The sequence below is a fragment of the Granulosicoccus antarcticus IMCC3135 genome (genome assembly GCF_002215215.1).
GTDB classification, from domain to species: Bacteria; Pseudomonadota; Gammaproteobacteria; order Granulosicoccales; family Granulosicoccaceae; genus Granulosicoccus; species Granulosicoccus antarcticus.
Genome location: NZ_CP018632.1, coordinates 830,117 through 845,369, shown reverse-complemented (window position 1 = coordinate 845,369; position 15,253 = coordinate 830,117). Strand labels below are relative to the sequence as shown.

Here is a 15,253-nt window from a genome sequence, read left to right as displayed (position 1 = left end):
TTATGGCTATGGCCCAGCATCGATCTTCTGGATCTGAGATTGTCACAACCACCAGACTTTGACAGGCCCCAACCCGACTAACCTGCCGCCCGCCCCACCCGTAGCCCCGAAAACAGGCAACCACCCAGAAACGTACCTTCCAGTGCGTTATACCCGTGGTAGCCACCGCCACCAAATCCTGCGACCTCACCAGCTGCATACAAACCGCCAATCGTCTCGCCATCTGCATCAAGCACCTGACCATCCAGATTCGTATGGATGCCTCCCAGTGACTTGCGTGTGAGAATATGTAATCGCACGGCAATTAGTGGCCCATTGGCTGGGTCCAGTATCTTGTGTGGCTTTGCCACTCTTACAAGTCTGTCACCCAGATAGTGGCGAGCCGCCTGGATCGCAATAACCTGCGCATCCTTGGAGAAGGGATTATCCACCTGTCCGTCTCGCGCCTCAATTTGCTGGCGCATGGATTCCACGTTCAGCAGTTGGTTGCCCGCACAACGATTCATTCCCGCTACCAGTTCATCCAGAGTATCGGTCACAATGAAATCTTCACCTTCACGCTTGAACGCCTCCACGGCATCCGTTGCCCCCCGCCCCAGACGAGCCTTGATGACTTCCAGCCATTTCTTCGAACGTAGATCCGGATTCTGTTCAGAACCAGAAAGTGCAAACTCCTTTTCGATGATCTTTTGAGTCAGCACGAACCACGAGTAGTCCTTACCCGAAGCAAGTATTCTTTTAAGCGTGAAGTTCGTATCAAACCCAGGCAGGCACGGTGCGGACAGGCGATTACCAAACGCATCAAACCACAGCGATGAGGGCCCTGGCAGGACCCGGATACCATGTGCAGGCCAGATGGGGTCCCAGTTCTTGACACCTTCCGTGTAATGCCACATGCGATCCGTATTGATCAAGCCGGCACCTGCCGATTTTGCAATACCGTGCATACGCCCGTCGACATAGGCAGGCACGCCCGAAATCATTGACGCAGGTGCAACGCCAAGTCGATCGACTGGCCAATTCTGACGTACCAGATCAAGATTCCCGCCAATGCCGCCTGAGCTCACAATGACGCTACTCGCCTGCAAACTGAAATCCGCAATGACATCGCGACTACTTTGCTGGCCTCGTTCCACCGTGTCGACGGCAAGTTGCTCACCACTCACACCGACGACAACCCCATCTGTCATATCCAGCTGACTGACTCGATGACGAAACTTCAGTTGAATTCTACCGCTATGCACATGCGCAGTTACGCGTGCAATGAAAGGCTCGATCACCCCGGGACCCACACCCCAGGTAATATGAAAACGCGGAACTGAATTCCCATGGCCCGTTGCAAGGCTACCTCCGCGCTCAGCCCAACCCACCACTGGAAACCAGCGCATCCCCATGCCGTGAAGCCAGCTGCGCATATCCCCGGCAGCAAACTCCAGATAAGCTTCGGCCCAACGCCTCGGCCAATAATCTTCTTGCCGATCAAATTGCGCCGACCCCATCCAGTCAGCCAATGCAAGCTCAGGTGAGTCGACAATTTTCAAGCGACGCTGCTCGGGGGTATCAATCATGAACAGACCACCGAGCGACCAGAAGGCTTGACCTCCCAGCGAGTTCTCGCCTTCCTGATCGACGATGATAACGCTCCTACCGCGATCAGCCAGCTCGGCGGCAGCCACCAGGCCTGCCAATCCGGCTCCAACAACTATAGCGTCAGACTGCTGCATACTTTGCTCCTCTGCCCGTAGGTGACTCACATTATGGCGTGCGATTCATTCAGAAGCCGTTGCCAAAGCACGACTGACGTGGGAATCTGTCGCCAAAGAATTAGCCCCTGACTAATAACATAGCATCGTCACCAGTTTTTCTATCCGTCAACCAAGATGGGCAATGCCCGTATGGTGGATATTCTGGCCGAATACGGTGCCAACCGAATCATGGTCGACTCTGCCTGTGACTGGGGAATTTCTGAACCTCTGGGCGTTGCCAAGACTGCCAAGTTGGCGCTCGAACGAGGCATTCCGGAAGAACACGTCAGGTTGGTGTGCTATCAGAATGCACTTGATGCCTATTCGCAAAGCGGACAAATGCACGAAGATGGCTGGCTCAATCCGCCTGCCATTGATCAGCGAGGACTGGATGCAGGAAATTCAGTACTTCGTGGTGGACGAGAACCTGTCGTCGAAGAGAGCTCTGACAAACACTCGTTAAACAAGCTGATTATCGAATAGCAGTAAACAATCAGGGGCGAACAAGCCTCTTGGGGCTGTCTTGCGGATACCTCCTCTGCAGGGTCCGCGAGCGACATGCACAATCATGGGATGGTGCATGCCGACTACGCTTCACGAGGCCTCGTACATCTGCTCGGCAAGCACCTCCCCATCCTGATTGACAGACTCAAGCCGCACATCAAATCCCCACAGTCTTCGAAGGTGATTCAGTACAACATCAGCATCACCTGACAGCGGTCGATTACGGTGCATGCGATGCTGAACGGTAAGTGTGCGATCACCATCCTGATCGAAGCCGGTAATCTGTAAATCCGGCAACTGACCATCACGATTGTACTGATCCGAAAGCAATTGACGAACGCGGCGATAACCCGCTTCATTATGAATACTGTCGACTTCCAGGTACTCCTTGCCTTCATGGTCCGACAATGCAAACAGATGAAAATGCCGAATCAGCCTGGGTGACAAATACTGTCGGATAAATGACTCGTCCTTGTAGTTACGCATGGCAAAATCAAGCACTGGCAACCAGGGCGTGCCCGCAATATCCGGAAACCAGTGTCGATCCTCATCTGTGGGATCTTCACAAATACGCTTGATATCCATGAACATGGCAAATCCCAATGCATACGGATTGAACCCGCCGTAGCCACGCTCATCAAAACCACGCTGTGCAATCACGTTGGAATGGGAGGCCAGTACCTCGATCATGAACCCATCATCAACCAGACCCTTGTCGTACATCCGGTTAAGAATCGTATAGTGCCAGAACGTCGCCCAACCCTCGTTCATGACCTTGGTCTGACCTTGCGGATAGAAGTACTGGCCCATCTTTCGCACTATGCGAATGATCTCGCGCTGCCAACCTGCAAGTTTAGGCGAACACTTTTCCAGAAAATACAGCAGGTTCTCTTGCGACTCCTCAACGCTGCCGGCAGCCTTTGGGCCTTTACCCTTCGTAGACGCTTTAGGAACGGTGCTCCAGATTTCATCGTGTCGTTGCCATTCGTATTCATCGCGTTCGCGCTGGCGTGCCAGCTCTTCGGCAATGGATAACTGAGGTGGGCGGTGATAGCGTGACACCCCAAAATCGCGTAATGCATGACAGGCATCGAACATGTCCTCGACGGCCTCAACGCCATATCGCTCCTCGCAACGCCGGACATAATTCTTGGCGAAAACCAGGTAATCAACAATGGAGTCAGCGCTGGTCCATTGCCGGAACAGATAATTGCCTTTGAAAAACGAGTTGTGACCGTAGCATGCATGTGCAATGACCAGGCCTTGCAATGGCATCGAGTTCTCTTCCATCAGATAAGAGATACAGGGGTCGGAATTGATCACTATTTCATAGGCCAGCCCCTGTGCACCCTTTCGATACTGCTCCTCTTGAATAATGAACTGCTTGCCGAAGGACCAGTGCGGATAAGAGATTGGCATTCCGACCGAGGCATAGGCGTCCAGCATCTGCTCGGAGGCTATGATTTCGATCTGATTGGGATAGCAGTCCAGACCGAATTCATCGACTGCAATTTCCTTGATCGCTTGATCATAGCGATCCAGCAATTCGAAATTCCAGTCCGGTCCCTGCGACAAAGGTTCGCGTTTTGTCATGTTACCGTCCTCGCATCATCGGTGGTGAACAGCTCTCGGAATACCGGATAGATATCACGATGCTCCCGCACGGTGACCATGGAGAAGTGCGGTGCTTCGACCCGTTGATAAGTCGAGGCCAGTGTCGAGAGTCGAGACATCTCACGATCATTCACTTCGATATAGGCGTAATGACGCACCAACGGCAACAGATGCTTTTCCAGAAAACCGCGACTTCGCTCCGGATCAGCTCCAAAGGCATCGCCATCCGAGGCCTGCGCCCCATAGATATTCCACTGCTCGGATGGATAACGGGCTTCGATGATCTCTCGCATCAGTTCAAGTGCAGAGAGCACCACGGTTCCACCTGTCTTGCGATCGTTGAAGAACGTTTGTTCATCCACTTCATCCGCATTATCGGTGTGACGGATGAACACGATTTCGACACGCTCGTACTTACGTGACAGGAACAGATGCAACAGTATGTAGAAACGCTTGGCCAGATCCTTACGGTGCTCATCCATCGATGCCGAGACATCCATCAGACAGAACATCACGGCCTGACTCATGGGCTTTGGCACCATGATGCGGTTACGGAATCGAAGATCGATATCATCAAGAAAAGGCACCCGTTTGATTCGCTGGCGTAACAAATCCAACTCCGCCTCGTCCACCTCATCATCCTCGGCACCAGCACTGTCCGCCTGCAGTGCTTCTATCTCGGCCAGACGACGCTTGGCTCCACTTTGCAGTGCGATTCTCCGTCCCAGGGCCTGTCGCATGGTGCGCACGATTGACAAATTGGTTGGCGAACCCTGCGACGAATAGCCAGCTCTCTGCGGCTTCACTTCCTTGATATCACCCACTTGGGTACGCACCAGGTGCGGCAGCTCCAGGTCGTCGAAAAACAGACTCATGAATTCTTCACGGGACAGAGCGAATGTGAAATCGTCTTCACCTTCGCCCCCTCCTTCACCATCACCCTTGCCTTTACCGCCCCCTTGCTCAGGACGTTTCAGACGATCACCCGCGTTGAACTCACGGTTGCCGGGCAACACCATTTCCCGATCCCCGCCTGCACCGTGGTGCAGGTGAGGCTCGGAAACATCTCGCGCAGGCAGCTTTACCTTGCCTCCGCTTTCGACATCCTTGATTGAGCGCTCGGCCACCATGTCCGACACAGCGTGCTTGATCTGTGCCTTGTAGCGCCGCATGAAACGCGCTCGATTAGCCGCGTTCTTGTTACGATCATTCAGACGTCTATCGATAATGATGGACATGTTCGGAGGACTCCGGTTACTGCGACTTTCTGACTCGCAGGTACCACTCGCACAAGAGACGGACCTGTTTTTCGGTATATCCCTTGGCAATCATTCGCTCAACAAAACTGTCATGCTTGTTGCGCTCATCATTTGATGATTTCGCATTGAACGAGATAACCGGCAGCAGCTCTTCGGTATTCGAGAACATCTTCTTCTCGATCACTTCACGCAGCTTTTCGTAACTGGTCCACGATGGGTTCTTGCCCGTGTTGTTCGCACGAGCCCGCAGCACGAAATTGACAATCTCGTTTCGAAAGTCCTTCGGATTGGCAATGCCTGCAGGTTTCTCGATTTTCTCAAGCTCGTCATTGAGTTGAGAGCGATCAAAGCTCTCGCCCGTTTCCGGATCACGATAGTCCTCATCCTGAATCCAGTAATCAGCGTAGGTCACATAACGATCGAAGATATTCTGACCATACTCTGCATAGGACTCCAGATAGGCGGTCTGAATTTCCTTACCGATAAACTCTGCATATTTTGGTGACAAGTAGGCCTTGATGAATTCGACATAACGCTGCTGTACATCATCTGGCAACTGTTCACGCAACAGGCGTTGCTCCAACACATACATCAGGTGCACAGGGTTGGCCGCAACCTCATCCTGGTCGTAATTGAATACGCTGGACAAGACCTTGTAGGCGAAGCGTGTCGAGATACCACTCATGCCTTCATCAATGCCGGCAAAATCGCGATACTCCTGAACCGACTTGGCGTTGGGCTCCACATCCTTCAGATTTTCACCATCGTACACTCGCATTTTAGTGAATATATTGGAATTTTCAGGATCCACCAGTCGAGACAGAACCGAGAATTGCGCCATCATGTCCAATGTACCGGGAGCACAGGCGGCTTCTGCCAGAGAACTGTTGGCAAGCAGTTTTTCGTAAATCTGAACCTCTTCGGACACCTGCAGGCAATACGGGACCTTGACGATGTAGATACGATCAAGGAACGCCTCGTTATTACGGTTATTACGAAAGGTGCGCCATTCTGATTCGTTCGAATGCGCCAGAATCATGCCCTGATACGGCATGGCGGAAAATCCTTCAGTGCCTTTGTAATTACCTTCCTGAGTTGCCGTCAGCAACGGATGCAGCATCTTGATGGGTGCCTTGAACATCTCGACAAATTCAAGCATGCCCTGGTTTGACTGACACAAACCACCCGAGTAGCTGTACGCATCAGGGTCGTCCTGTGAGAACGATTCAAGCTGCCTTATATCTACCTTGCCGACCAGCGATGAGATGTCCTGATTGTTCTCATCACCTGGTTCTGTCTTGGCTATGGCGACCTGGCGCAGAACCGAAGGCTGCACGCGAACTACCCGAAACTGCGTCAGATCACCGTCGAACTCTGCCATGCGCTTGATGGCCCAGGGGCTCATGATGCCAGTCAGATATCGCTTTGGAATCTTGTACTCTTCCTCCAACTCCTCGGCTTCACGAACGGGATTGAACAATCCCAATGGTGACTCATTGATAGGCGAACCTTTCAATGCATAAATCGGATGTTCCTCCATCAGCGACTTGAGCCGTTCGGCTATGGACGACTTGCCGCCACCGACAGGACCGAGCAGGTAGAGCACCTGTTTGCGCTCCTCCAGGCCTTGAGCGGCATGAGTAAAGTAGGAAACAATCTGGGATATCGCCTCCTCCATTCCATAGAACTCGCGAAAGGCAGGGTAGCGCCGAATGATGCGATTGGAATAAATCCGGGACAAGCGGGGATCATTGCGGGTATCCAGGAATTCTGGTTCACCGATGGCAGCCAGCATGCGCTCGGAAGCACTGGCATAAGCGAGCGGGTCTTCCCGGCACAGTTCGAGATACTCCAGTAGAGACATCTCTTCATCGCGAGCCTTGGCATAGGTCTCTCGATAGGCTTCAAACAGTTTCACGTTAGAACCTCCAGTACGACCGCAGTGACACGCCGGAAGAGGCGCGCAACCCAGCCGATAATCAGTTATTCATGACACCAACTAAAATTGTTACGTTGCAAGCTCCCAATGCGTTCAATCCAGATAAATTATTTCGTCCTTTAAACATGGAAATCCGAGAGAGCTTGATAGAAAAAGTGAGAGAGTGGCATGATGGCTTCCCGCTACCGAGTATGGAAAATGACGCTGTTCGGTAACAGACTCAGTTCACGTTTTGCAAGAAACAGTCCGACACTGATGCCACAACCTTACAATCTCTCGTTACCGTATTCATGGTCATATGACCTGCCCTTCAGGCGAATTGTTCCGTATCTGCCAAACCCTCCTTTCATTCCTTTAACTGCACACTGACAGAAAATCGGGAAAACACTACGCCAGCTTTCGATTAACACTTGTCCCCCACAGTACAGAGCACTAATGTCATTAACTAACCAGAAGCCTTACGCACCTTCCGCCGAGCGCAACAAGCAATTCATTCTAGAGACGTTGAAGGATGAACTGATATCCGACGATGTCGTGCTCGAATTTGGAAGTGGGACTGGCCAGCACCTCAGTCACTTTGCAGCTCACCTGCCTGACGTTACCTGGCAGCCCACTGACCTGGCTGACAAGTTACCGGGCATTCAGCAATGGATAGCCGAGTCGGGTTGCCAGAATATTCTGGCACCTTTGGAACTGGATCTGAGCTGTACACAAAACCCGGATATCAAGGTATCCGTTTGCTATAGCGCCAATACCTTGCATATTGTCAGCTGGTCGCTGGTAGGGCAATTGTTCAGGCGTGCAGCCAGCTTGCTGGGTAATACAGGCAAGCTGTGTATTTACGGCCCTTACAAGTTCAACGGCCAGCATATCAGTGAGGGCAATCAGCAATTCGACCTTCAATTAAGAAGCTCCGATCCGGACAGCGGCATACGTGATACAGGCGAACTTGATCAACTGGCCATCGAAAACGGATTCAGCGCAGCACGTGTAATCAGCCTGCCTGCCAACAACCATCTACTGATCTGGGGACGTTCTCGTGAGTAAGCAAGTTACGTCTAACACAGTTGTTAACGCTGTATAGGTGAGTTGATGGCAACAAGCTTGCAATGGATAAATGTTAAGAACAACTCGTGACTTTCAAACTGGCAGAAATAGTTGCTGCCAAGGAACCACTAAGCATGCATCATTCTGTAAGCGCCACCCCCCTCCAATCCGAAACTGATTCTGAGATTTTCGATAACACCGTTAACCTGGTACCCGATGCAACTCAGACCTGTCAAATCGTTCGTTCAAGCTATCTTGTCGAACGTTTGTTCAAGACGCCGGAAAACAATCTGTTCAATTACGTCAAGTTTCAACTGGTCAACGACCATATAAAAGCACTGGGACTGCACACGCCCAGACTCATGGACATTGGCTGTGGTTTACAGGTAGCCAAGCGTTTTCTAAGTGCATTGAACCCTGGTATACGATACTTTGGCATCGACTATGAAAGCACCTTCGTACCAGACGCCGTAGTCGACCTCAACGAGCCAGGTGCTCTTGAGACCCCCATGGATTGGAGTCCGAATGTTGTCATGTTACTGGACGTGCTGGAACACCTGCACGAGGATAGCGATGACTTGAGCGAGGTTGTCAAACATGTGGCCGTTACCATGCCCGAAGATGCACAAGTAATCATTACCGTGCCTCAGCTCTATCGTCTTGATCGCCTCAAATTACCTCATCTGCATTATCCCGAACACAAGATCCGGCTAACCCAGGCTGAATGGCGTGCAATCATAGAAAAGCACTTTGATATTCTCGATGTTCAGGGAGTCGGCTACCTTTCAGTACTCCCCTACCTACCCATGTTCTCTCGTCATTATAAAGCCGACAATAGACTGGGCCGTCTGTTCAGTCATCTGCGCTCACACACGTTCGAAAAAAGCTGGTTGAAGCCTGCAGACCTTTTTCTGTCACGCACACTGGGCAAGATTCCTCTGTTCAAGACCCTGTCCAATGACATCCTGTTTGTTGCCAAACCCCGTAAAAGCAGCAGGATAAGCAACTGATGGATGCATTGGCCGATTTTCATCCGGATTTTCTTGGCGAGATGTGCCGTCGCCTGCAATTGAAAACCTACCCGGATACTCGTCAGTTTGTCGTACAGCACCTGTTTCCGGACACCATCCGGCTTTTGCGCAAACTGAATCAATACATACCCATCGATACAGTCATCGGTATCAGTTATTCAGGCTCTGCGGATGCAGTCGATGAGCTTCGTGCCATGGGAATACGGGTTCTGACACCGGCCTACGCAGAGCTGACAAACGTTGTCGCCGCCGAATTGAAGGAATGTATTGACCGTTGCGAGCAGCAACAACTACGATTGGTCATACACGAGGTGGGAGGTATTGCGATACGCGCCTTGCATGAACCAACGTACTGCGGTGGCGACACGGTAGTCGGCGCACTGGAGATCACCAAACAAGGCGTGTGGGTGGCGGAGCAACTGGAGGAGTTGCGCATTCCACAGCTCAACATTGCACAGACACGTCTGAAAGAAATTGAGGGTAAGCAGGTCGGCGAAGCCGTTGTTGCAGCGATGGATAACATTCTGCGCGATCTTGGCTACTCAACGGTAGGTCGAGATGCCCTGGTTTGTGGTTACGGATGGGTTGGCAAAGGTGTTGCCCAGAGTTTGCGTCAACGCGGCCTGAGTGTCAGCGTCAAGGATATTGACACGGTCTCTGTCGTCGAGGCCGCTGTCGATGGCCACAACCCAAGCTACGGGGTCTCACTGTCTCGCTCTCCCGCCATTGTGGTTGGCGCAACCGGCAAACGCTCGATAGACAAGGCGTTACTGGAACAACTGCCCGATAGATGCTTTCTCGTTAGCGGCTCTTCCAAGGACCATGAAATTGATCTGCCCTATCTGGAAAGTCTGACCGCTGAATCAACGATTCTGCACAAGCATGTACGCCAATGTACTTTGCACGACGGACGACGCTTGTACCTGGTCAACGAAGGTTATCCAGTCAACTTTACAGGCGCCAGTGTTCCGGATGAAATCGTGGAGTTTCTCTTCGCAGAGCTGATCATGCTGGTACCGCAATTGCTGGATGGCAAACCTGCGCCAGGCATTCATACCCTGGCTGCCGACGAGGAGGCTCTGCCTGCAAGCATCTGGTTGGAGATGCGCTAAGCTTTGCGCGGCTCCTAAATCTGATTGGCGAACATACCTTACCTCTGACGCGAGGGGTCAAGGCTCATTGCAGGTCGCTAATCAGGGCCAGATCTGCTGCCTATGTACTTACAATGGCTCTGTGCGACCACCTGTTGCCAGGCTCGGCATAGGTCTTCAGAAATTGTGTAGCATGTAGTTCTTGCAAAGGCTTGGCAAACAGAAAGCCCTGTAATTGATCACAACCATGCGCGATCAGAAATTCGCGCTGCTCAATGGTTTCCACACCTTCGGCAACCACCGTCAGACAGAGCGTTCTGGCGATTCCGATAATCATATCGATCACCGGTGAGATCTCGCCATCGCTGAGAAAGGTACGGTCGATCTTGAGGCTATCCAACGGAAATTTTTGCAGATAACCCAGGTTGCTGTAACCCGAACCAAAATCATCGATACTGAGTCTGACTCCCAATGAGGTCAGGCTAGCCAGAATTGTCTGAATGGTGCTGCTATCGGCCATCAGCATCGATTCGGTTATTTCCAACTCTACAAATTTTGAGCAACACCCTGTTACCGACAAGGCTTCGCGAACTATTGCTACAAAATCTCCTTGGCGGAATTCAACCGGCGAAACATTGACGGCTACCGAAACTTCATAACCCTCAGCCGCCCACCGTGTTTGCTGGCGCATGGCTTCATAAAGCACTAGCTGTGTGATTTCTCCGATCATGCCGGTCTCCTCGGCAACGGCAATAAAATCCGTAGGTGAGACCCATCCCAATGTCGGATGTTCCCATCGTATCAAGGCCTCCATACCAATGACATGGCCGTCGCTGGTATGCAGTTTAGGCTGGTAGTAGACCTGCAAAATCTTCTTGTCGATCGCTTCTCGCAATTGATTTTCGATAAGCAACCGTCTCTGAATCTGCGTGGTCATGCGAGGCTGAAATACGCGTACTCCACCCCCTGATTCTTTAGCCGCGTACATGGCCAGATCCGCTTGCTGCATCAACTGGTTGGCATCAGATCCATGTTCGGGGTACAGACTGATACCGATACTGGGCGTCACGGACAACACATGACCGTCTATGTTCATCGGCGCAGCCAGTGATTTCACTATTCGCATGGCCATCTCCGTCGAATGATCTTCGGCGGTATTCTCCTTGATCAAAAGCGTGAATTCGTCTCCTCCCAACCGAGCAAGATACTGATCGCCATCAACACAACCACTCAGACGTCTGGCAACCGCAACAAGCAGTTTATCGCCTACAGCATGTCCCAGCGTATCGTTGATCAGTTTGAAGCGGTCCAGATCGACAAACAGGATACCCAATCGTTGCTGAGTATCATCAGCGATATCAAGTCGCTCAGTCAGTTTGTTCAGCCAGGAAGTGCGATTCGGCAATCCTGTCAGTGTGTCGCTATAGGCAAGCTGATGAACACGCAGCTGTGCTTCGCGTCTATCGGATACATCCTGCTCGCTCATGAGAATGGAACTATTGCCCGTAACAGGGTCCGGACATAGCTCCAGAGTCATGCTGTGCCAGGCGGTACCGTTGGCCGTAACCATCTGAGCTTCAATATGTGTCTCTGCCATTTGAGTCAGTTTGTCACGCGCCAGGTGCCAATCCTGTCTGTCGACAAACCGCTCAGGTAAAGTCAGTAAATTGGCGCCTAGCATGCGACGCGCAGCCGGATTCAAATACTTGAGCATGCCATGTCGATCGAACACCGAGATACTGACCGAGGTGTGTAGCAGAGCGCTGCTTCTGTACAAGGTATCCGAATCGGATGCCTTGTCTTCACTGGAAGCATTGACCAGCAGCCAACGCTCACCTTCAGGTGCGTCTAAAGCATTGATAAAACATTCAAAGGAACACGGTCGCCCTCTGGGATAGAATGTCCAGTGCTCCGCAACGCTTGTCAGGTTGCCCGTCAGGTCATCATAGTGCTGGTTCAGGCGCTCAAGAACTGTTCGTGAGATTCCATCAGCCATGTCTCGCTGCTGCAGCTCATACAGGGTCGAGGCATTCCACAACGATACCGCCGCGGTGTTTGCCCATACGATACGCAGTCGATCTATATCAAACAGCCAGACAGGCGTGTTCAACAGCGATAGCGGGTATGTAATGGACTTCATGTACTCATTTACAGGCATAGTACACAAAGGAATGGTTTAGCAGTCAATCAAAGAGTTGACAAACTTTTACATAAATTTCGCTATCTAGCTAGCAACACTAACCATCTGATACCACCGATAGCTACATAGTAGCCCTGGGACAGGTTACTCCCCGAGCCGATTATTGCCATAAAGGCCGCATATTCCGTGCCTTGAGATGACCTAACGGTGTTAGATACACGTTACTCCCATGGCAGAGTAAGTCACTGCCCCATACAAGCACATTGACTCAGTCGCCACCACCTTTAATACTGCAAGATTGTCATTTCGATGCAACCACAAAAAAAGGCGCCCTCAGGCGCCTTTTTTCGTTTCTGACTGACTGTAATCGTTATTCGACCAGCGCTTCCATCGTCTCAAGCATCGGACCGATGACCGGCATCAGAACAGCTCCTACACCATCACGAGTCAATGTTGTATCAGCCAACGGCTTCAACCGGGACATGCTGCCCTTGATAACCTTTTCCAATGGGCCTTTGGCATACGCTGGCAAATCTGCGTACTGTGCAGCCACTTCATTCAAGCTGGCGCTGGCAGCCTCCAGACTAGGCAGTGCAGCTTTTGCAGAAGCCTCGTCACGAGAACTGGACAACACTGAAGACGTAGTACCGAATACGCCACCCAGCGTCCGACTGATAGCCCCCAGACTGATTGAGCCACGCTCAGTGATCGATGCGGCCCCTCCAGTAGCTGTCGCCGTGTCAACAACGTCTGTTGCCGTGTCGAGCGTTGAAGCACTTTCAGTCTCGGTGTCAGCTGCAGAATCGTCTGAGACGTCTGCCTCGGCACTTTCGGCATCAGCCTCACTATCAGAATCTGCACTCTCTTCTTCAGTTGCCTCTTCGGAAGCTACTTCCACTTCAACCATACCCTGGTCGTAAATAGTGGCACCCGTTACCGGATCTGTCGGATAACGCATCTCCGTTGCTTCACCAGCTTCGCTCGACTCATCATCCGAAGCTACATCTGATACTGCGACCTCTTCAACTTCTGATGTCGCCGTCTCTTCAGAGGCTGCATCTGATTCAGCCATGCCGTCACCTTCTGACGTTGCTGCTTCTTCAGTTGCCGCTTCTGCAGTTGTCGCCTGCGCAGTTGCCTCTTCAGCAGCTGCTTCAGTCGCATCCTCTTCCACAACAGCCTCATCCGTTGTTGACTCATCAACAGACTCGACTTCCACTTCAACCATGCCCTGGTCAAAAATAGTGGCGCCGGTGACCGGATCAGTCGGATAACGCATTTGCACCGCGTCACCCGAATCTGACTCAGTTCCAGACTCGGCTACTACATTGGACTGTTCATCGGCAGTTGCATCCGATTCAGCTATTTCTTCACTGTCTGACGGCGCTGTCTCTTCTGCAGCTACTTCCTCAGTTGTTGTCTCTTCGACAATACCTTCGTCAGCGGTCTCTGCTTCTGTGACCTCTTCTCCTGGCTGCAGCTCTACTTCAATTTCCTGTTCGACCATACCTTGATCGAAAATGCTGGCTCCAGTTTCCGGATCAGTCGGGTAACGCATTACCGTTTTCTTGACCATCACAGGCTCAACAACTTCTTCCGCTTCAGTAACTGCCACCATCTCACTCGCAGGCTGCGGTGTTGCAGTGCTCTGTATTGGTGCAGTCTCGACAACTTCTTCATCCATCGGCTCGATCTCCACTTCGACCATGCCTTGGTCGTAGATGGTCGCGCCTGTGATGGGATCGGCCGGATAGCGCATCACCACAATGTTGCCATTTTCATTAACGACAGGCTCAATCGCGGCAGCATCGTCAGCCGTTACTTCTGCATCAGTCGTTACTTCTGCATCAGTCGTTGCTTCTGCATCAGCCGTTGCTTCTGTTTCAGCCGTTGCTTCTGTATCGGTCGTTGCTTCTGCATCAGCCGTTACTTCTGTGTCAGCCGGTGTCTCGGTAACCACGGCGGCCACTTCTTCTGCCGGAGCTGATTCTTCATCCGTTGTGCCAAGCGCATCAGCTGATGCAGCAATGGCAGCCACGGCTGTTACCGCAGTAACGGCTTCAGCAGCAGTGGTTTCGTCCGCAGACTCAGGGGCAGTGCTCGTGTCAGCGTCTTCTACCTCGACAACACTCTCTTCTGCAACCACTTCCTCGGCAACTACTTCCTCAGCAGCCACTTCCTCGGCGGGCTCTTCTTCGCTCAGATCGGTGGTAGTTGATGCATCGGCCGTGGAGCTTTCAGCAACATGAACAGCTTCGGTCTCATCACCAGCCTCATGCGTTTCAGCATCCGGTGCATGTGCCACAGACTCCTCAGCGCCGGTGCCCACCATCAGGTTCAACCCGATCCAGACAAGTATCAATAAAGCGGCAACCGGAATTACTTTCTTCCACATCAGCTTATAGCCTCCTATTACTGTTTGAAATCTGCGACCAGCCCAGACAAACCATCATCAAGAGATTTGTGGCTGGTTATTCTGTAAGACACTAACAGGAACAGCATGCCGAAAATACTGTATGCCCGCCAAAATTCTCGCGAGAAGTGCATTTTTTTGTCAGCAGCTGCTTCAGGCGTCAAGGAATCGTAACGGATTCAGGTAAAGCATTCCAGTTGCTCATGCCCCTGATCGCAGCCCCCTCCCCATTTGTCACCTGGCTACCGACGTCTCTTCTGCCCAATTCCTGCCTGCCACTGGCGCTGAATGCCGGCAGAGTCGGGTCCGGATACACCATCAGCACCCCTGTAGCGGATCCGAGAATCGCGCCCTTGAATCCTATCGGCCATCCGCCTCGGACATTCAGTCAGGTTCGATCTGCACATGGGTCCGATTAAGCTAAATTGCAAAATCCGGCTCTGAATTCGAGCCTGATCGGCATCTGTATA

The 15,253-nt window shown here is 51.9% G+C and carries 10 protein-coding genes; 4 read left to right on the top strand and 6 right to left on the bottom strand.

The annotated features are described in order from the left end of the window. Positions 1-77 precede the first annotated feature (77 nt). Complete coding sequence (locus IMCC3135_RS03645) at positions 78-1,724, bottom strand: FAD-binding dehydrogenase (protein WP_088916350.1); 1,647 nt, start codon at positions 1,722-1,724, stop codon at positions 78-80. Positions 1,725-1,880: 156 nt separating this feature from the next. On the opposite strand from IMCC3135_RS03645, the gene IMCC3135_RS03640 reads away from it, so the two are divergent. Further along, positions 1,881-2,228 (top strand): hypothetical protein, encoded by a 348-nt coding sequence (locus tag IMCC3135_RS03640; RefSeq protein ID WP_088916349.1) that lies wholly within the window; start codon positions 1,881-1,883, stop codon positions 2,226-2,228. A 111-nt stretch (positions 2,229-2,339) separates the two neighbouring features. Here IMCC3135_RS03640 and IMCC3135_RS03635 read toward each other — a convergent pair whose 3' ends face one another. The 3 genes from IMCC3135_RS03635 to IMCC3135_RS03625 are packed head-to-tail and all read right to left on the bottom strand — an operon-like array spanning position 2,340 to position 7,040. After that, positions 2,340-3,842, bottom strand: a complete 1,503-nt coding sequence (locus IMCC3135_RS03635; protein WP_088916348.1) for a SpoVR family protein — start codon at positions 3,840-3,842, stop codon at positions 2,340-2,342. Then, a complete protein-coding gene (locus IMCC3135_RS03630; protein ID WP_088916347.1) occupies positions 3,839-5,101 on the bottom strand; it encodes a YeaH/YhbH family protein in 1,263 nt (420 codons plus the stop codon). The genes IMCC3135_RS03635 and IMCC3135_RS03630 overlap by 4 nt, the downstream gene beginning before the upstream one ends. A 16-nt stretch (positions 5,102-5,117) precedes the next feature. Continuing rightward, positions 5,118-7,040, bottom strand: a complete 1,923-nt coding sequence (locus tag IMCC3135_RS03625) for a PrkA family serine protein kinase (RefSeq protein WP_169727405.1) — start codon at positions 7,038-7,040, stop codon at positions 5,118-5,120. A gap of 456 nt (positions 7,041-7,496) precedes the next feature. Here IMCC3135_RS03625 and IMCC3135_RS03620 point away from each other — a divergent pair, with 456 nt between their 5' ends. The 3 genes from IMCC3135_RS03620 to IMCC3135_RS03610 all read left to right on the top strand — a co-directional run bounded on the left by IMCC3135_RS03620 (position 7,497) and on the right by IMCC3135_RS03610 (position 10,251). Then, complete coding sequence (locus IMCC3135_RS03620; protein ID WP_088916345.1) at positions 7,497-8,108, top strand: DUF938 domain-containing protein; 612 nt, start codon at positions 7,497-7,499, stop codon at positions 8,106-8,108. An 86-nt stretch (positions 8,109-8,194) separates the two neighbouring features. Next, the gene (locus IMCC3135_RS03615; protein WP_088916344.1) at positions 8,195-9,118 is read left to right on the top strand and encodes a class I SAM-dependent methyltransferase; all 924 of its coding nucleotides are present in this window, start codon (positions 8,195-8,197) and stop codon (positions 9,116-9,118) included. Next, positions 9,118-10,251 carry a Rossmann-fold NAD(P)-binding domain-containing protein gene (locus IMCC3135_RS03610; protein WP_088916343.1) on the top strand — a complete coding sequence of 378 codons (1,134 nt, stop codon included), beginning with the start codon at positions 9,118-9,120 and terminating at the stop codon, positions 10,249-10,251. The genes IMCC3135_RS03615 and IMCC3135_RS03610 overlap by 1 nt, the downstream gene beginning before the upstream one ends. Positions 10,252-10,351: 100 nt before the next feature. Here the strand turns inward: IMCC3135_RS03610 and IMCC3135_RS03605 are convergent, their stop codons facing one another. Both IMCC3135_RS03605 and IMCC3135_RS03600 read right to left on the bottom strand, forming a co-directional pair. Then, positions 10,352-12,370, bottom strand: a complete 2,019-nt coding sequence (locus IMCC3135_RS03605; RefSeq protein ID WP_169727404.1) for a putative bifunctional diguanylate cyclase/phosphodiesterase — start codon at positions 12,368-12,370, stop codon at positions 10,352-10,354. Positions 12,371-12,740: 370 nt separating this feature from the next. Next, positions 12,741-14,765, bottom strand: a complete 2,025-nt coding sequence (locus IMCC3135_RS03600) for a hypothetical protein (RefSeq protein ID WP_088916341.1) — start codon at positions 14,763-14,765, stop codon at positions 12,741-12,743. Positions 14,766-15,253 lie beyond the last annotated feature (488 nt).

Excerpts from the sequence above, each read along its gene's own strand:
- IMCC3135_RS03645 (WP_088916350.1), bottom strand. The coding sequence starts at position 1,724 with ATGCAGCAGTCTGACGCTATAGTTGTTGGAGCCGGATTGGCAGGCCTG.
- IMCC3135_RS03640 (WP_088916349.1), top strand. The coding sequence starts at position 1,881 with ATGGGCAATGCCCGTATGGTGGATATTCTGGCCGAATACGGTGCCAAC.
- IMCC3135_RS03635 (WP_088916348.1), bottom strand. The coding sequence starts at position 3,842 with ATGACAAAACGCGAACCTTTGTCGCAGGGACCGGACTGGAATTTCGAA.
- IMCC3135_RS03630 (WP_088916347.1), bottom strand. The coding sequence starts at position 5,101 with ATGTCCATCATTATCGATAGACGTCTGAATGATCGTAACAAGAACGCG.
- IMCC3135_RS03620 (WP_088916345.1), top strand. The coding sequence starts at position 7,497 with ATGTCATTAACTAACCAGAAGCCTTACGCACCTTCCGCCGAGCGCAAC.
- IMCC3135_RS03610 (WP_088916343.1), top strand. The coding sequence starts at position 9,118 with ATGGATGCATTGGCCGATTTTCATCCGGATTTTCTTGGCGAGATGTGC.
- IMCC3135_RS03605 (WP_169727404.1), bottom strand. The coding sequence starts at position 12,370 with ATGAAGTCCATTACATACCCGCTATCGCTGTTGAACACGCCTGTCTGG.
- IMCC3135_RS03600 (WP_088916341.1), bottom strand. The coding sequence starts at position 14,765 with ATGTGGAAGAAAGTAATTCCGGTTGCCGCTTTATTGATACTTGTCTGG.